This is a genomic window from Bradyrhizobium barranii subsp. apii (genome assembly GCF_011516635.5).
In the GTDB taxonomy this organism is placed as follows: domain Bacteria; phylum Pseudomonadota; class Alphaproteobacteria; order Rhizobiales; family Xanthobacteraceae; genus Bradyrhizobium; species Bradyrhizobium barranii.
This window is the reverse complement of record NZ_CP096255.1, coordinates 4,608,497-4,625,670: the sequence shown is the minus strand read 5'-3', so window position 1 is coordinate 4,625,670 and position 17,174 is coordinate 4,608,497. Positions and strand designations below refer to the sequence as shown.

The 17,174-nt window shown below is 63.9% G+C and carries 16 protein-coding genes and 1 tRNA gene; 3 read left to right on the top strand and 14 right to left on the bottom strand.

Going from position 1 to position 17,174, the window contains the following annotated elements:
* Nucleotides 1-35: 35 nt before the first annotated feature.
* A complete protein-coding gene (gene rpoZ, locus HAP41_RS21980) occupies nucleotides 36-428 on the bottom strand; it encodes a DNA-directed RNA polymerase subunit omega (protein WP_014494742.1) in 393 nt (130 codons plus the stop codon).
* 329 nt (nucleotides 429-757) lie between these two features.
* Here rpoZ and HAP41_RS21975 point away from each other — a divergent pair, with 329 nt between their 5' ends.
* Together HAP41_RS21975 and HAP41_RS21970 are read left to right on the top strand one after the other, a co-directional pair.
* Nucleotides 758-1,405, top strand: coding sequence for a LabA-like NYN domain-containing protein (locus HAP41_RS21975; RefSeq protein ID WP_014494741.1), 648 nt, complete (start codon nucleotides 758-760; stop codon nucleotides 1,403-1,405).
* Nucleotides 1,386-2,060 (top strand): uracil-DNA glycosylase, encoded by a 675-nt coding sequence (locus tag HAP41_RS21970; protein ID WP_166097082.1) that lies wholly within the window; start codon nucleotides 1,386-1,388, stop codon nucleotides 2,058-2,060. The genes HAP41_RS21975 and HAP41_RS21970 overlap by 20 nt, the downstream gene beginning before the upstream one ends.
* Here the strand turns inward: HAP41_RS21970 and HAP41_RS21965 are convergent.
* From HAP41_RS21965 to dapA, 4 genes are all read right to left on the bottom strand, one after another.
* Nucleotides 2,057-2,638 carry a peroxiredoxin gene (locus HAP41_RS21965; protein WP_166097083.1) on the bottom strand — a complete coding sequence of 194 codons (582 nt, stop codon included), beginning with the start codon at nucleotides 2,636-2,638 and terminating at the stop codon, nucleotides 2,057-2,059. The genes HAP41_RS21970 and HAP41_RS21965 overlap by 4 nt on opposite strands.
* A 17-nt stretch (nucleotides 2,639-2,655) precedes the next feature.
* Nucleotides 2,656-3,129, bottom strand: coding sequence for an SsrA-binding protein SmpB (gene smpB / locus HAP41_RS21960; protein WP_008133025.1), 474 nt, complete (start codon nucleotides 3,127-3,129; stop codon nucleotides 2,656-2,658).
* A 74-nt stretch (nucleotides 3,130-3,203) separates the two neighbouring features.
* Nucleotides 3,204-3,617: a large conductance mechanosensitive channel protein MscL gene (gene mscL, locus HAP41_RS21955; protein ID WP_166105857.1), complete on the bottom strand. Its 414-nt coding sequence runs from the start codon at nucleotides 3,615-3,617 to the stop codon at nucleotides 3,204-3,206.
* Nucleotides 3,618-3,667: 50 nt separating this feature from the next.
* The gene (gene dapA, locus HAP41_RS21950) at nucleotides 3,668-4,558 is read right to left on the bottom strand and encodes a 4-hydroxy-tetrahydrodipicolinate synthase (RefSeq protein ID WP_038975901.1); all 891 of its coding nucleotides are present in this window, start codon (nucleotides 4,556-4,558) and stop codon (nucleotides 3,668-3,670) included.
* A 280-nt stretch (nucleotides 4,559-4,838) separates the two neighbouring features.
* On the opposite strand from dapA, the gene HAP41_RS21945 reads away from it, so the two are divergent.
* Complete coding sequence (locus tag HAP41_RS21945; protein ID WP_166097084.1) at nucleotides 4,839-7,235, top strand: lytic transglycosylase domain-containing protein; 2,397 nt, start codon at nucleotides 4,839-4,841, stop codon at nucleotides 7,233-7,235.
* A 477-nt stretch (nucleotides 7,236-7,712) separates the two neighbouring features.
* On the opposite strand, the gene HAP41_RS21940 is transcribed toward HAP41_RS21945, so the two are convergent.
* From HAP41_RS21940 to HAP41_RS21900, 9 genes are all read right to left on the bottom strand, one after another.
* Entirely contained in the window at nucleotides 7,713-9,284 is a 1,572-nt protein-coding gene (locus tag HAP41_RS21940; protein WP_166097085.1) for a porin, read from the bottom strand.
* Between the two features lie 576 nt (nucleotides 9,285-9,860).
* Nucleotides 9,861-9,954 (bottom strand) — tRNA-Ser (locus tag HAP41_RS21935).
* Between the two features lie 443 nt (nucleotides 9,955-10,397).
* Nucleotides 10,398-10,664 carry a hypothetical protein gene (locus HAP41_RS21930; RefSeq protein WP_014494734.1) on the bottom strand — a complete coding sequence of 89 codons (267 nt, stop codon included), beginning with the start codon at nucleotides 10,662-10,664 and terminating at the stop codon, nucleotides 10,398-10,400.
* A 1,510-nt stretch (nucleotides 10,665-12,174) separates the two neighbouring features.
* Nucleotides 12,175-13,653: an Asp-tRNA(Asn)/Glu-tRNA(Gln) amidotransferase subunit GatB gene (gatB, locus tag HAP41_RS21925; RefSeq protein ID WP_166097086.1), complete on the bottom strand. Its 1,479-nt coding sequence runs from the start codon at nucleotides 13,651-13,653 to the stop codon at nucleotides 12,175-12,177.
* Nucleotides 13,650-13,952 (bottom strand): hypothetical protein, encoded by a 303-nt coding sequence (locus tag HAP41_RS21920; protein ID WP_028150643.1) that lies wholly within the window; start codon nucleotides 13,950-13,952, stop codon nucleotides 13,650-13,652. Before HAP41_RS21920 ends, gatB begins: the two co-directional genes overlap by 4 nt.
* Nucleotides 13,943-15,418, bottom strand: a complete 1,476-nt coding sequence (gatA, locus tag HAP41_RS21915; protein ID WP_063982825.1) for an Asp-tRNA(Asn)/Glu-tRNA(Gln) amidotransferase subunit GatA — start codon at nucleotides 15,416-15,418, stop codon at nucleotides 13,943-13,945. The genes HAP41_RS21920 and gatA overlap by 10 nt, the downstream gene beginning before the upstream one ends.
* Nucleotides 15,415-15,630 carry a hypothetical protein gene (locus HAP41_RS21910; RefSeq protein ID WP_014494728.1) on the bottom strand — a complete coding sequence of 72 codons (216 nt, stop codon included), beginning with the start codon at nucleotides 15,628-15,630 and terminating at the stop codon, nucleotides 15,415-15,417. Before HAP41_RS21910 ends, gatA begins: the two co-directional genes overlap by 4 nt.
* A 79-nt stretch (nucleotides 15,631-15,709) precedes the next feature.
* Nucleotides 15,710-15,997: an Asp-tRNA(Asn)/Glu-tRNA(Gln) amidotransferase subunit GatC gene (gatC, locus tag HAP41_RS21905; RefSeq protein ID WP_166097087.1), complete on the bottom strand. Its 288-nt coding sequence runs from the start codon at nucleotides 15,995-15,997 to the stop codon at nucleotides 15,710-15,712.
* Nucleotides 15,998-16,074: 77 nt separating this feature from the next.
* Nucleotides 16,075-17,151, bottom strand: a complete 1,077-nt coding sequence (locus HAP41_RS21900) for an NAD(P)H-dependent flavin oxidoreductase (RefSeq protein ID WP_166097088.1) — start codon at nucleotides 17,149-17,151, stop codon at nucleotides 16,075-16,077.
* Between the last annotated feature and the right edge of the window lie 23 nt (nucleotides 17,152-17,174).

Genomic DNA, 17,174 nt, shown 5'->3' with positions numbered 1-17,174 from the left:
ATGATCACAAGAATTCGACGATCGCGACGGGACGATTACTCGTCCTCCTCGGGCTGTTCTTCCGGCGGCGCGAGGCCCTCGAGGCCCTTCAGGAGCTCCTCTTCGGTCATGCGCTCAACGGCAACTTCGGTATCATCGGCATCGACGCTGGCACCGGCGGAACCGATCAGCGGGACCGTATCGGGCTCGGGCTCGTCGACCTCGACGAATTTCTGGAGCGAGTGGACCAGCTCCTCGCGGAGGTCCTCCGGCGAGATGGTCTCGTCGGCAATTTCGCGCAAAGACACAACAGGGTTCTTGTCGTTATCGCGGTCAACCGTTAGTTGTGAACCGGACGAAATCATGCGGGCGCGGTGGGCGGCCAGCAGGACCAGGTCAAACCGGTTGTCGACCTTGTCGATACAATCTTCTACGGTGACGCGAGCCATGGACTGTCGCTCCGTTGTGGGTGGGACGAAATATGTGGATGACTGGGGCTAGTTATAGGGGACAGGGCGATTTCGCAAGGCCAATTTGTGATTTGGCCTCGCCAAACGGCTCTGCTACCCCCACATTGGGGCTGGGATGGGTGGTTTGCCGGGCTGCTATTGAGGGTGGCACCGGGCGTATGCAGGTCCGCCATAACTATACCTTGATTGCCACGACTTCTCCGGATTTACGGTTTCGACGGGCTTCGGCGGCACCATAGACCTGCGCGGCTTGCTGTCGCCGCGCCAACAATAAACGATCAATCACGAACGCTACGCGAGCAAACTGAATGTCACCTTCTGCCACTAACAAGATCGCGCTCTTCATCGATGGGGCCAATCTCTACGCGACGGCGAAAACTCTCGGCTTCGACATCGACTACAAGCGCCTGCTGAAGGAGTTTCAGAGCCGCGGGACGCTGTTGCGGGCGTTCTACTACACCGCGATCATCGAGGATCAGGAGTACTCCTCGATCCGCCCGCTGATCGACTGGCTCGACTACAACGGCTACACGGTCGTCACCAAGGCGACCAAGGAGTTCATCGACGCCTCCGGCCGCCGCAAGGTCAAGGGCAACATGGACATCGAGCTCGCCGTGGACGCCATGGAGCTCGCCGAGCACATCGACCAGATGGTGCTGTTCTCGGGTGACGGCGACTTCCGCTCCCTGGTCGAAGCCGTCCAGCGCCGCGGCGTCCGGGTCACCGTGATCTCCACCATCGCGAGCCAGCCGCCGATGATCGCCGACGAGCTGCGCCGACAGGCCGACGTCTTCACCGACCTCGTCGAGCTGCAATCCAAGCTCGGCCGCGACCCGTCCGAGCGCCCCGCCCCGCGTGATCGCGGCGAGCGTGGCGAGGGACGCCATCACGCCCCGCAGTTCCTCCAGCGCGCGACCACGATGGCGCCGAGGGGCGATGACGACTTCGAGGAGTGAGGCGGCCCGGTCAAGCCGCCAGCCTCTCACCCTCGTCCCCGACCGTGACTGTCCGCTTTGTCCGCGCCTGGTCGCCTTTCGCGAGGCGAACCGCGCGCGCGAGCCGTTGTGGCACAACGCGCCGGTCCCCCCCTTCGGTGACATCAAGGCACGCCTGCTGATCGTCGGCCTGGCGCCGGGCATGCAGGGCGCCAACCGCACCGGCCGCCCCTTCACCGGCGACTATGCCGGCGACCTGCTCTACGCCACGCTGCTCGAATACGGCTTCGCCAAGGGCATCTATCAGGCGCGGCCCGACGACGGCCTGAAGCTGGTCGACTGCCGGATCGCCAATGCCGTGCATTGCGTTCCGCCACAGAACAAGCCGCTGCCGGTCGAGATCAACACCTGCCGCCAGTTCCTCGGGGCTACCCTCGCGACGATGCCGAAGCTGCGCGCGATCGTCGCGCTCGGACGGATTGCGCACGACACGGTGCTCAAGCCGCTGAACCTGAAGGCCTCGCAAGCTCCCTTCGGCCACGGCGCCGTGCATCAGGCCGGCGCATTCAGGCTCTACGACAGCTATCATTGCTCGCGCTACAACACGAACACCGGCGTGCTGACGACGGACATGTTCCGCAGCGTGTTCGCGAAGGTGAAGGCCGACCTGGACTAGGGCTCGGCTGGATTGGCCTTCAGCCAGTCCAGGACATCGCCGGCGTTCCGGCCGGGCGGAAACACCGGATAGAACACATGCGTGACTTTGGCGTCGTCGATGATCAGCGCAAGCCGCTTGATCAAGGTCAGGCCAGCGACCTCCATGGTCGGCAGATTGACGGCGCGCGTCAGCGCCAGCTTCTCGTCCGACAGCACGGGGAACGGCAGGTGCAGCCGCGATGCCATCTCGGTCTGGTACGCGTTGCTCTGGGTCGAGAGGCCGTACACCTGGGCGGCGCCGGCAGCTTTCAGCTCGGCAAACAGATCACGAAACGCGCAAGTCTGCGGCGTGCAACCGCGCGCGCCCGGGATCATGTCCCAATCGTCGACCAGTCCGATCTTGCCGGGCTCGCCGGTGCGCGGATAGGCGAACACCACGGTCCGGCCGGAGAGTGCTGCCAGATTCACCGACGTATCGTCGGTCGCGAGCAGGCTGACCGGAGGCAAGGTCATGCCCTTGAGATGCGCGGCGCCGCCGTCGTCGGCGGGTGCGGGAATCTGGCTCCAATCGACCTCGAGCAGGTTCTTCTGAGTCATCCGCCAACCTCTTGCCGCTATCCCCTCGCCCGCAACAGCCGGCCCTTCTCTCGGCTCCAATCGCGCTTCTTCTCGGACTCGCGTTTGTCGTGCAGCTTCTTGCCCTTTGCAACTGCCAGCTGCAACTTGGCCCGCCCGCGCTCGTTGAAATAGAGCTTGAGCGGGATCAGCGTCATGCCTTCGCGGTCGACCGCGCCCATCAGCTTGTTGATCTGCTTACGGTGCAGAAGCAGCTTTCGCGGCCGCTTGGGCTCGTGATTGAAGCGGTTGCCCTGGAGATATTCGGGAATGGTGGCGTTGATCAGCCAGATCTCGCCGTCCTTGGAATCGGCGTAGGACTCCGCGATCGTGCTCTTGCCGTTGCGGATCGATTTGACCTCGGTGCCGGTGAGCGCAATGCCCGCCTCGATCGTGTCTTCGATCGCATAATTGAAGCGGGCCTTGCGATTTTCCGCCATGACCTTGATAGGACGTTCGTTCTTATCGGCCATGACCTAAAAAAACCTGGACAACAAACCTGATCGAGACACGCGCGTAAGCTAACAGCTCGGATGAAGCGCGCGCGTCACTTCTTGAGGAGATCGCGGATCTCAGTCAGCAGATCGACCTCGGCCGACGGTTTTGCCGGAGCCGCAGGCGCCGCCTCCTCCTTGCGCTTCAGCGTGTTCATGGCGCGGATCACCAGGAACAACACGAAGGCGACGATGATGAAGTTGATCGTCAGCGTCAGGAAGCTGCCGTAAGCAAGCACTGCACCTTGCTTTTTCGCATCCGCTAAGTTGGTGGCGGTCACCGCCTTCGACAAGGGGGCGAAGTAGTTCGAGAAGTCGAGGCCGCCGGTCGCGGCGCCGATGATCGGCATGATAACGTCACCGACCAGCGACGTGACGATGGCGCCGAAGGCCGCACCGATGATGACGCCGACGGCGAGGTCGACGACGTTGCCTTTCATGGCGAACTCGCGGAACTCCGTGAGCATCTTCCTGCCCTTCTCGTCGACGCTCATGAACGGCTCCCCGGTTGGCTAAATCAGTTGATCAGCCCAGCATGAACCATCGCACTGCGCACGGCAACGCGCGTCGGCTCGGTGACCGGAACCATCGGCAGGCGCAGCGTCTCGTCCAGCTTGCCGAGCAGCGACATCGCGTACTTGATCGGCGCCGGATTGCTCTCGATGAAGAGGTTGTTGTGCAGCGGCATCAGCTTGTCGTGGATTGCGAGCGCCGCCTTGGTGTCGCCCTTCGCCCAGGCGGCCTGGAATTCCGAGCACAGGCGCGGCGCGACGTTCGAGGTCACCGAGATGCAGCCATGGCCGCCATGCGCCATGTAGCCGAGGATGGTCGCGTCCTCGCCGGAGAGCTGGTTGAAATCCTCGCCCATCGCCGCGCGCTGCTGCGAGACGCGGACCATGCTGGCGGTGGCGTCCTTGACGCCGGCGATGTTCTTCAGCTCCCACAGCCGCTTCATGGTGTCGACCGACATGTCGATCACCGAGCGCGGCGGAATGTTGTAGATGATGATCGGGATGCCGATCGCATCATTGATTGCCTTGAAGTGCTGGTACATCCCTTCCTGGGTCGGCTTGTTGTAATAGGGCGTCACGACCAGCACGGCGTCCGCGCCGGCCTTCTCGGCGTGCTGCGCGAGCTCGATCGCCTCCTTCGTCGAATTGGAGCCGGCACCCGCGACCACGGGTACGCGCCCCTTGGCTTCAGCGATGCACCATTCGACGACCTTCTTGTGCTCGTCATGGCTGAGCGTCGGGCTCTCGCCGGTGGTGCCGACCGGGACCAGGCCGTTGGTGCCTTCCGAGATCTGCCAGTTGACCAGCGAGCGGAACGCCGCCTCGTCCAGCGAGCCGTTCTTGAACGGCGTGACCAAGGCGGTGAACGATCCCCGGAATTTCGTCTTGGCTGCCATGGACTTCCTCCGTACGCGGCTATCTCTTGAGCAAGCTGCATTCATATCGGGTCTATCCCGCCGGTAAAAGACCCGCTTCCGTGTGACGCACCGTTTAGGCCGCGATTTTGCCGCGGTGGTGGTGCAAACTGGGCAAAGGTAAGCAGCTGTTGGTATTTTGTCCGCATATTCAAGCGAATACAGCTAGGTCTTGAGCCAACTGACTGATTCGGGGCGACCAAACGCCGTGACCTCCTTTCCTCGTTCCGCATGGCGATCCACCGGTCTGGCCGTGTGCCTCATGGCCGGGCTGTCGGTCGGCTGCGCCGCCCTGGCCAAGTCCAATGAGACGACCGCGGACGGGGCCAAGGACACCGCGAAGCCGGCGGCCAAGGACGCCGCGAAGGGATCAGCCAAAGAAACAACGAAGGGAACCGGCAAGGAAACACCGAAGGGCGCGAGCAAGGGAGCGGCTGGCGCCCCGGCCAAGGATGCCGCGAAGAAACCCGGCAAGGATGCTGGCAAGGACGCCGCCAAGGATGCAGGCAAGAGCGCCGGCAAGGAACCCGCCAATGACAAGCCCAAGCCCGCAGCCGCCGCGCCAAAATCACAGCCGGCCGCCAACGGCTCGCCCCCCAAGACCGCCCCCGCGCCGGCCGTGACGGCTACCGTCAGGCCTGCCGCCCCGGCGCCCGTCGCCAAACCCGCCGCGGCTCCTCTGCTTGCGCCGGCGACCCGCCAGCACGCCACGCCGCGCAAGCCAGTCACGCCGGCCGCGGTCGCTGCGACCTCCTCGACGTCGCAGGCCGACAAGGACACGCTCGAGAACGTCATCGAACTCGTGCGCAAGCGCAAGGCGGCCGACGCCACCAACTACACTGCCTCGATCTCGGATCCCGTCGCACGAAAGCTCGCCGAATGGATCATCCTGCGCAGCGAGGACAATGGCGCGACCGTGGAACGCTATCGCGCCTTCCTCTCCGCCAATCCGAGCTGGCCGTCGCAGACCTTCCTGCGCCGGCGCCTGGAGGCCGCGATGTGGGACGACAGGCGCGACGATTCGGTCGCTTGGTCGTGGTTCGAGAATGAATCGCCTGTGTCCGCCAAGGGCCGCTTCACGCTCGCCAAGGCGATGCTGGCGCGCGGCGACCGCGCCAATGCCGAGCGGCTGGTGCGCGAGGCCTGGCGCAGTGATCCGATGTCGGAGGAGACCGAGAACAACGCGCTCGACCAGTTCGGCGCCCTGCTGACGCCGGGCGACCAGAAGGCGCGGATGGACACCTTGCTCTACGGCAGCGAGAACGAAGCCGCGCTCCGCGCCGCAAAGCGCCTCGGCGCCGGCTATCTCGCGCTCGCCAAGGCCCGCATCGCCTCCGTCAAGAAGGCGCCGAACGCGCGCGCGCTGCTCGACGCCGTGCCGCGCGAGCTGCACAACGATCCCGGCGTCATCTTCAGCAAGATCCAGCTCCTGCGCCGCGAGGAGAAGTTCGCCGAAGCCGCCCAGCTGATGCTGTCGGCGCCGAAGGATCCGAACCGTCTCTACAATCTCGACGAATGGTGGATCGAGCGGCGCCTGCTGGCGCGCAAGATGATCGACACCGAGGAATTCCGCAGCGCCTATCTGATCGCACGCGACGCGGCCCTGCCCTCGCGCGACATCTACAAGACCGAGCAGGAGTTCACCGCCGGCTGGATCGCGCTGCGCTTCCTCAACGACCCCGCCGCCGCCACCCAGCATTTCGCCCGCATCGGCGTCGGCAGCGTTAATCCGACCACGCTGGCGCGCGCCGGCTATTGGCAGGGCCGCGCGGCGGAAGCGGCGGGCCGCCAGCAGGAGGCGCGCAACGCCTACGCGCGGGCGGCCGAGCAATCCACCAGCTATTACGGCCAGCTCGCGCGCGCAAAACTCGGCCTGCCGCAGATCGAGCTCAACAGCCAGCCGCGCGGCCGCGGCGCCGAACGGCTGGAGATCGTGCGCGCCGCGCACCTGCTCTACGAGCTCGACGAGCGGGAGATGGCGATACCTGTTCTCGCCGACATGGGCGAGAACGGCGATCCCGAGGCGCTTGCCGGCCTTGGCGAGCTCACCCAGCGCTACAGCGACGCGCGCGGCATGCTGCTGCTCGGCAAGGCTGCGCTCAACCGCGGCCTCCCCTTCGACTTCTACGCCTATCCCGTCAACGGCATTCCGCAGTTCACGCCGATCGGCCCCGAGGTCGAGCGCAGTATCGTCTATGCGATCGCGCGGCAGGAAAGCGCGTTCAACCCCTCCGTGGTCTCGCCGGCGCAGGCTTACGGCCTGATGCAGGTGACGCCGGACGCCGCGCGTTACGTCTGCAAGCGGCACGGCGCGACCTACGATCTGGGGCGGCTGAAGAACGATTCGGTCTACAACGCCACGCTCGGCTCGGCCGAGCTCGGCGGACTGCTCGAGGACTACCGCGGCTCCTACATCATGACCTTTGCCGCCTACAACGCCGGCCGCGGCAGCGTGAAGAAATGGGTCGATCGCTACGGCGACCCGCGCGATCCCAAGGTCGACGCGGTCGACTGGGTCGAGCTGATTCCGTTCTCCGAGACGCGCAACTACGTGCAGCGGATCATGGAGAATCTTCAGGTCTACCGCGCTCGCTTCGGCGGCGGCACACGGTTGCAGATCGAGGCTGACCTGCGCCGCGGCACCGGCAGCGTGGAATAGAGCCATCCTCCTGTGCGCTCCCGATTGACCGCCGAGAGCGTCGGCGGCGAGCGCCGCAGCGCGTCCGGACGTGAGCTGCTGAAGAAGAGCTGAAGCTCGCGCGTGATCTTCAGGCGAGCCTTGCTCGACGCTGAGCCCTGAGCGCTCCCTGGTCGTAGTCCGATCGGCAAGCTCGCCGTTCCACGTCCTCGAACATGAAGGCGTCGATCGCCGCCTGCTGCAGCGTCAGGACGGTGGGGCGCTTGCAGGGCCATGCCGGTCAACGGCAGGCGGCCCGTTGCATACATTGCGCGCAGATGCCCGCAGCGCAGAGGCCCCTCCTCCGTAACAGCCTCGTCCAGATCGTCACGGACGATGGAGCACGGGAGCAACGCCAGCCCTCCGCCAGCACTCCGCGGCGTTAGAACAGCCATGCCGCCAAAAGAAAAGCCCCGGCGGTTTCCCGCCGGGGCTCTCTGTCAGGTCGTTAGACCAAACTTACCAGTTGCGCTGAGCGCGGAGCAGCAAGCTGACCGTGTTCTGATCCTTCAGCTCGTACACAGCACCCGGCTTTGCGACAACTGCCGCAGGGCCAGCAGCGAGCGTGCTGATCGTGCCCGCGAACTTCTGGTCGAGCATGGTGTAAGCCACGTCCGCCGAGAAGGTCAGGTTCTTCACCGGCGTCCAGCGGGTGATCAGACCGATCGTGCCGAGGTTGAAGTTCGGGTTGCAAGAGGTGATACCCGCAGTGGCGGCACCCAACGTAGCGAGTTGGTTGCAAATGAGAGTCGCACCACCGTTGCTGTACGTCAGCTGAGCGTACGAACCGTAGATCGCGGTGTTCCAGTACGGATCCCAGTTGTGGGTGTAGGCGCCGCGCATACCCCAGCTCGTAACCGTGTTGATACCGGTTCCGTTGGCGAACACACCGTCAGCCGCACCGGCAAGGCCAATGCTCTGATAGGCACCAGCCAGGTTGGTACCGCCGAACATTGCATAGTTCTGCGAAGCCAAGCTCTGGAAGTTGTAGCGGGTCGCACCATCGGTGTAGACCGCCTGGACGTTGATCACGTCGCCCGCACCAGTCGGAATGTTCTTGATGGACAACGCCGCCTGGACAGCCCAGCCCCACTTGTCGCCCGGATGACCGGCCGCTTCGGTTCCGACAAGCCCCGGAGTCGCGTAGTACGCTACGTGGTTGTTATGCGCCGCGGCAGACAACTGGAACAGACCCCAAGCCTGGTCAATACGGACCATACCCTGGATGTCAGGAGCCCGCGTGCCGCCGAAGGCATTGATGCCGTAGCCGCCGGTACCAAAGTTCGCGACCGAAACGCCGGCGCTGGTGTTGTACAGGTTGCTCTGATAGTAGGCCGTCGGATCCACCGCCGAAATCGCGGCAGTGATGCCCTGACCGAAGTCGGCAGTATAGGTGAACTGGTTCACACCAGTGACCGTGCCGCCGCCGCCAGTCAGACCGTCGAAGTTGTTACCCGGATAGTTGGTCCAGGGAGCGTCGAACTGGGCAACAGCTTTACCCATCGTGAAGCCCGCGAACTGGATGAAGGCGTAGTACACGCCGAGCGTACCGCCGGCGATTGCGCCTGAGGTGGCATTGTTGGGTCCGCCAACGCCCGTGCTGCCGAGCTGCGAGTAAACGGTGGAGCCGTTGCCGGTGCCGTTGCCCGAGTAGTTATCCGTCGTCCACGAGAACACCACGTCGGCGAAGGTACGAACCACGCCGTATTCGGTCGCGGTGCGCGTGTCGACGTTGAAGTCTTCACGGGCGCGAGTGACGTAGTAGTTCGTCAGACGGTTCGCAGAACCGTTAACACTGCTGAAGTTACCGTTGAAATCGGTAGCGTTGATCGCGACTTCAGCACGCAGGTAACCACCCAGCTTGATGCAGGTGTCAGTGCCCGGGATGTAGTAGAATCCGGCACCGTACAGGGAGCAGATCTTCACGTATTCGACCGCTTTGGCCTTCACGGGGAGATCGGCTGCCTGTGCTCCGCCAACGGCAATCAGACCTGCCGCTGAACCGAGCAAAAGGCTCTTAACCAACTTCATGTTAAACCTCCAAGTTTGCTCTATAGGGAAGGTTCCGGATCCGCTGGGTGACGACACCCTAAGGTTGGTTCCCTTGTCCCTTAACTCACCGCTTAGTCGCTTCGTGCCTTCGGACACACCCGCTGAACGCGAGGGACTTAAGCGAACCACCTAAAACGGGACGACCTCGGGATGCCCCCCTCCGTCGCTCAGTCACAATTACCGAACGTCTTTGCACACACAACAAGAGAACGCTCCGTAGCGAGCCCATGACGTTTGTTTTCCGAAGGGTGTTGCACAAATAACACGCAGATGTGATCGAAGCGCGCTCGCAACATATTGTTTTTGCTTATTTTTCTAGGACGGTTCCGTTTGCCGTCAAAATTCCCCACCTGAGGCATTGTGGACGGAACTCCGGCCTGAACAGGCTTTGACGCGCACGAATCGTGGAATCAGAAGGAGACTCAAGGAGAAGGCACACAGGTCTTCCCGCGACTCTCCACCAGGCGCAGACATGGTCGCGGCAACGCTCAAGGCGCGCTGCGAAGGCTCTTTATCAATGGTGGGGATGATTGAGACCGGAGCGGACAGCTCGGCTGGCGGAGACGGAGGGATTCGAACCCTCGATAGGCCTTTACAAGCCTATAACGGTTTAGCAAACCGCCGCCTTCAGCCACTCGGCCACGTCTCCAATATGTCGGGTATGCCCGACACGGCGGCGAGCCGCAAGCGGCAGAATCAAGGTCTGTGCGTTCTTTCACCTGAAAGCGACCGCCGGACGACCGCGAAAGCCTGGCGCATGGATCAGCGCGGCACGCGCAGCCGATTCGCGCTCTCTATATATGTGTGCATCCATCCACTAGATTGCCGGATCCGCCGCTGCCAGGGCGCATTCAGCACCACCTCGCCGGCTCAGATATTGAACCAGACGCCGGAGCTGCGCCGGGACGGAAGGCCCAAGACCTCTATATCCCCGGCAAGAGGCCCGTCTTGTGCGGCCGTCCGGGTTCCAGAGCGGAATCGTCGGGCGGCGGCTCGGTCATGCCGCGCGGGTCGATGTGGCGACACGACGAAGGAACTTGATTGAGCGCAATCCGTCCCCGTGAAGACAAGGGTGTGGATGCGATTCTCGGCTCAGTGAGCCGAGACCCACGCCCTCGCCTCGCGCTGCGCGGCCGAGATCTCGGCGTCCGACATCTGCCCGGCGACTTCCTGGCGCAGCGCCACGGCGTCCTTGCGGCCCTTCAGCGCGGCGAGGTTGAACCATTTATGTGCGGCGACGAGGTCGACGAGGCCGGAGCGGCCGCTCGCCCAATAGATCCCGCGCTCGAACAGCACGTCCGACAGCGCGCTCGCGTCGATCGGCGTCGCCGTCTCCAGATCGAAAGTACCCTGAAACATAACGCATCCCCTTTTTTTCTGCCGCCTCGTTCCCCCGAGCGCGGCTCCCGTCCAAAGAACTGTTCAACTCATCCCCATGCCGTTTGCCGGCTTGTTGAAGGCGATGATGGCGGGCAAATTTGAATGGCAGTTTAAGTATCGCGATGAAGCAGACGTAAGCGCACCCGCACGGCGCGCGCGCGACGAATGCAAAAAGTCCCCGCTTTGCAGGCACTTCTGCGATTCGTCAGATTCGGTTTACCCTGGGATTTTGGGAAAACGATAACCATCGCGCGCGGTGACGCGCGCCCTGCGGTTACAATTCGTGGGAGGAGCGCGTTGTGGGAGGGGCGCGCCGGCAAGGCCACACGGGCGCCTCGCGTGGCCGCCCCGTGGCCGACAAGGCCGCGCAGCGCGAAGCGCGCGACTTTAGCAATCGGAGCGACGGCCTCGCATCGCGCCTGCGCGGCGCGCCGTCGCGGCAAACGACAGTTCGCCGCAGCCCTCGCCTGCCCCAAGGCAGCGCGGCCACGTCACGGTCAGATCAGCAATGTGGGAAAAGGGAATGCCGGCAATACCCCGGCCTCAAGAGAACGAGGGCGTCGGCGAACACGTCAGGACCAGATTCCACGTTGGCCCGAAGGCCGCTTGTGAAATTGCGGAGCCCTTGAGAAGGAGAACCGCACCGAACGAAGAAAACTTGTTTCTTCTGCCGGACCGTACTTTGGCGAGCGAACCCGCGAAAGAGAACGATCCGACCGTTGGCCTGATGTCTCGCCGACACCCTCTATCGCCGACCAGAACCTGTTAGAAGGCGCTGATGACGTGCCGGCTCTCTAGGAGCCGGCAACTTCAGAAGCGATGTTACTTCTTCTTCGCGACCTTGCGGGTCTTCTTCGCAGTCTTCTTCACTGCGCTCTTCGCCTTCTTCGCCTTCTTCGCCTTCTTCGCTTTCTTGGCCATGTTGCCCTCCGATGTGTGAGATGGCTGTAATCGCTGCATGCAGTCGGGGATCGAATGCACACTCATCCCGAATACACCAACACGACGAAAAAAACAGCTTCTCGCTTAAAGAAGTGTTGACGGCACAACGCGCCTGCGCTTGGCGAGCGCGATGCGGGCGCACTGCATGACGCGTGCTTGCGATCGCGGGGAGTGCCCGCATCGTCGACGTTTGCGCGAGATGCGATTGCAGAAAAACACTACACGGCAAGTATTTTTCTGCACGCGCGCATTGCGCATGCGCGATGCGATGATGTGCATCGTCGATCCCGCGATCGCCGCGCAAGGACGCTTCGCGGACTCTGAGTCGCGAGTTTTGGCAACGAAAATATTTTCATGCTTAACGGCGCAAGCGCTCGTCAGCGCGTGTGGAAGCCGCCGTTTTGCGCGAATCGCGTGGCGGCGATTCGGCCGCCACATCGCCGTCGGTCGGGATGGAGTTTGCCGCCGAGGGTGCGCGCGAGCGTCGCAGCGCGAACCGGAAGCGAGGTGACGAAGCGTATCCGTCACCTCGTTCGAATGTGTGACGTCAGATGCCGAGCTTCGACTTCAAGAGGTCGTTGACGCTCTGCGGGTTGGCCTTGCCGCCGGACGCCTTCATCACCTGACCGACGAACCAGCCGAGCGACTGCGGCTTGTCCTTGACCTGCGCGGCCTTGTCGGGATTGGCCGCGATGATGTCGTCGACCACCTTCTCGATCGCCGAGAGGTCGGTGACCTGCTTCATGCCGCGGCTTTCGACCAGCGCGCGCGGATCGCCGCCCTCCTGCCAGACGATCTCGAACAGATCCTTGGCGATCTTGCCGGAGATCGTGCCCTCGCCGATCAGGTCGATGATCGCAGCCAACTGCTCGGCGTTGACGGGAGAGGCCGTAATATCCCGGCCTTCCTTGTTGAGACGGCCGAACAGCTCGTTGATCACCCAGTTCGCCGCCATCTTGCCGTCGCGGGCGCGGTTGCCGAGCGTGTCCAGCACCGTCTCGTAGAACACCGCGCTCTCGCGCTCGGCGACGAGCACGCTCGCATCGTAAGCCGACAGGCCGAAATCAGCGACGAAGCGCGCCTTCTTCTGGTCCGGCAGCTCCGGCAGCTCTGTCTTCAGCTCGTCGACGAAGCTTTGCGAGAATTCCAGCGGCAGCAGGTCGGGATCGGGGAAGTAGCGGTAGTCATGCGCCTCTTCCTTGGACCGCATCGATCGCGTCTCGCCCTTGTTGGGGTCGTAGAGCCGCGTTTCCTGGTCGATCTGGCCGCCGTCCTCGAGGATCTCGATCTGGCGCCGCGCCTCGTACTCGATCGCCTGGCCGATGAAGGTGATCGAGTTCATGTTCTTGATCTCGCAGCGGGTGCCGAGCGGTGCACCCGGCTTGCGCACGGAGACGTTGACGTCGGCGCGCAAAGATCCCTTCTCCATGTCGCCGTCGCAGGTGCCGAGATAGCGCAGGATCGAGCGCAGCTTGGTCACATAGGCCTTGGCCTGCTCGGCGTCGCGGATGTCGGGCTTGGAGACGATCTCCATCAGCGCCACGCCGCAACGATTGAGATCGACATGGGACATGGCCGGCGACTGATCGTGCAGCAACTTGCCGGCGTCCTGCTCAAGATGCAGGCGCTCGATGCCGATGGTTGCGGTCTTGCCGCCATCCAGTTCAACCACGACCTCACCTTCGCCGACGATCGGCGACTTGTACTGACTGATCTGGTAGCCCTGCGGCGAGTCCGGATAGAAATAGTTCTTGCGGTCGAACACCGAACGCAGATTGATCTGCGCGTTCAGCCCGAGCCCGGTCCGGACAGCCTGTCTGACGCATTCCTCGTTGATGACGGGCAGCATGCCCGGCATCGCGGCATCGACCAGCGACACGTGGCTGTTCGGCTCGCCACCGAACGTGGTCGAGGCGCCCGAGAACAGTTTCGAGTTCGAGGTCACCTGGGCATGGATCTCCATGCCGATGACCATCTCCCAGTCACCGGTGGCGCCCTTGAGAAGCTTGTGCGTGGCCGTGCTCATGTCCTGCTCCCGAGCAGCGTGGCAGCGATCCGCTCCCACTCCGCCTCCAATGAATCCTTTGCCGCGGGTTGGCCGGCCTGGCGATACCAGTAGCCGGCATTGCCGAGATCGCCTTCGACCCGGTGCAGATAGGCGTGCACCCAGGCGGCGTCGCGGCTGCTCTCGTCCTGAACGATCTTGTGCGCCTGATCCCAATCGCCCTTCGCGGCCCACCAGAGGCCGGCGAGCGGCGCGTTCAGATCCGGCGCGGGCGCCGCGCCGTCGAGGCTTGCGATGAACGCGGCGACATTCACCACCACCTCGCGGGCGTGAAGCGGCCGGCGGCCTGCTCGATCACCTCGCCGAGCGAGAACAGCGTCTCCTCGTCGAACGGACGGCCGATCAGCTGCAGGCCGAGCGGCAGGCCTTGCGCATCCTTGCCGGCAGGCACGGCGATGCCCGGCAGGCCCGCCATGTTCACGGTCACCGTGAAGATATCGTTGAGGTACATCTCGACGGGATCCGCCCCGCCCTTCTCGCCGATGCCGAAGGCCGCCGACGGCGTCGCCGGCGTCAGGATCGCGTCGACGCCCTTGGCGAAGCAGTCCTCAAAATCCTTCTTGATCAGCGTCCGCACCTTCTGCGCGCGCAGATAATAGGCGTCGTAATAGCCGGCCGAGAGCACATAGGTACCGATCATGACGCGGCGCTTCACCTCCGCGCCAAAACCCTCGGCGCGGCTGTTCTCGTAGAGCTCGATGATGTTCTTGCCCTGCTCGCGCAGTCCGTAGCGTACGCCGTCATAGCGCGCGAGGTTGGAGGACGCCTCCGCCGGCGCCACGATGTAATAGGCCGGCAGCGCGTATTTGGTGTGCGGCAGCGACACTTCGACGAGTTCGGCACCGGCCGCCTTCAGCCAGGCCGCGCCCTCGCTCCAGAGCTTTTCGATCTCGGCCGGCATGCCGTCGAGGCGATATTCCTTGGGGATGCCGATCCTGATGCCCTTCACGGACTTGCCGATCGCGGCCTCATAGTCCGGCACGGCAATGTCGACCGACGTCGTGTCCTTCGGATCGTGCCCGGCCATCGAGCGCAGCAGCATCGCGCTATCGCGCACGCTGCGCGCGATCGGACCGGCCTGGTCGAGCGAGGAGGCGAAGGCGACGATGCCCCAGCGCGAGCAGCGGCCGTAGGTCGGCTTGATGCCGACCGTCGCGGTGAACGCCGCCGGCTGGCGGATCGAGCCGCCGGTGTCGGTCGCGGTCGCGCCCATGCACAGTAACGCCGCCACGGCCGAGGCCGAGCCGCCGGACGAGCCGCCCGGCACCAGCGTCGTGTTGCTTCCCTCACGCCGCCAGGGATTGCCGACGGGGCCGAAGCACGAGGTCTCGTTGGCCGAGCCCATCGCGAACTCGTCATTGTTGAGCTTGCCGAGCATCACGGCGCCGTCGCGCCACAGCTGCGAGGTCACGGTGGACTCGTAGGTCGGTACGAAATTGCCGAGGATCTTCGAGCACGCCGTGGTGCGCACGCCCTTGGTCGCGAACAGGTCCTTGATGCCGAGCGGAATGCCGGCGAGCGGGCCGCCCTCACCCTTGGCGATCTTCTCGTCCACGGCCTTCGCCATGTCGCGCGCGCGATCGGGCGTCTCCATCACGAAGGCATTGAGCACGCGTGCGGCTTCGATCGCGTTCAGATGCGCGTCGGTCAGCTCGAGGGACGTGAAAGTCTTGGCCGCGAGACCCTTGCGGGCCTCGGCGAGCGTCAGCGATGTCAAATCGGTCATTTATTGATCGGGCTGCAGAAGAACGGAGACAGGGTTTTGTCGTTGGCCGGGTCGTCTTTTTTCTTGGCGGCGGCGTTCGCGGCGGCCTCGATCTCGTCGAGCACGGCATTGACGGCGACGTTGGGATCGGCAGCCTTGCCCTGCCGCTCCATCTTGTCGAGATAGTTCATGTAGGCCTGATAGGCCTTCTCATCGTCGCAAAGCATGCACATCGGACTTGGTCCTAAGGCTCTTTAGTTTGACGCGTTTTCTTTACGCGAACCGGCTTCCACTTCGCTCGAAAACGCAACGTCACTCGACCACCTTGGGCACAAGAAAGAAGTGACCTTCGGTCGCGGGCGCGTTGGCAACGATATCGTCGGCGATCTCGCCGTCATTGACCACGTCCTGTCGCTTCTTCATCTGCATCGGGGTGACCGAGGTCATCGGCTCCACGCCCTCGACGTTGACCTCCGAGAGCTGCTCGACAAAGGCGAGCATGGCGTTGAGCTCGCCCTGCAGATGCGGAACCTCGCCCTCGGAAACCGCAACGCGCGCCAGATGCGCGATGCGGCGGACGGTAGCGTCGTCGACGGACATTATATAAGGCCTCTCACGGCAAAATCTAACTGCCGTATAGCAGAGGCCGGTTTTGCGCCGCAACCGGCGGCGCGACCTTAGCCAGCCAGTCCCTTCATGCGGGCCAGGGCCGATTTGGCGAAATCCCGGGTCAATTCGGCTGCGGGGACCTCACGGCCCAGGGCCACGGCCTGGCCAGCCCAGAGATTGGTGAAATCCACCCTGCCCTGCTTTTCGGCAGCCGCCTTGAGCGGCCCCAGCGCGGTCGCTGCATGGGGAAACGGCGGCGCCTCGGGCGAGATCGGGCCGGCTTCGCGCATCAGGCGGTTCTGGACGCCGCGCGCCGGACGCCCGGTCATGACATTGGTGATGACGGTGGAATCGTCCCGCGCTTCAGCCAGCGCCTTGCGCCCGCCCGCGCTGACCTTGGATTCCGGGCAGCGCAGATAGGCGCTGCCGATCTGCACGCCGGATGCGCCGAGCGCGAAGGCTGCGGCGATGCCGCGCCCGTCGGCGATACCGCCGGCCGCGATGACAGGCACCTTCACGGCGTCGGCGACCTGCGGCACCAGCGCAAAGGTGCCGGGCTGCTCGGAGATCTTGTCGGTCAGGAACATGCCGCGATGGCCGCCGGCCTCGGCGCCTTGCGCAATGACGGCATCGACGCCGCGCTCTTCCAGCCAGACTGCTTCCTTCACCGTCGTGGCGGACGAGATGACGAGGCAGCCGGCAGCCTTGACGCGCTTGAGCAGCGCCTGATCCGGCAGGCCGAAATGAAAGCTGACGATCTCCGGCTTCAGCTCCTCGACGACCTCGCAGAAGGCGGCGTCGAACGGCGCACGGTTCGCGGCGTTGATGGGCTCTGCGGGATCGAGGCCGTGCTCGGTGTAATAGCCCGTGAGCCGCTGCTTCCAACGCGCTTCGGCTTCGGCCGTGAGGTCAACCGGCGTGTGGCAGAAGAAGTTCATGTTCACCGGCGCCTTCACGCGCTGGCGAATGATGTTGACCTGCTCGCGCGCCTTCTCCGGCGACAGCATCGCGCTCGGCAGCGAGCCGAGCCCGCCGCCCTCTGCCACGGCGATCACCAGTTCGGCATCCATCACACCGGCCATCGGCGCCAGCACGATCGGGAATTCGGTCTTGAAGAGATCGATCAGTCGACGGTCAGGCCACATAATTCTTGCCTCATGTTCGCTCT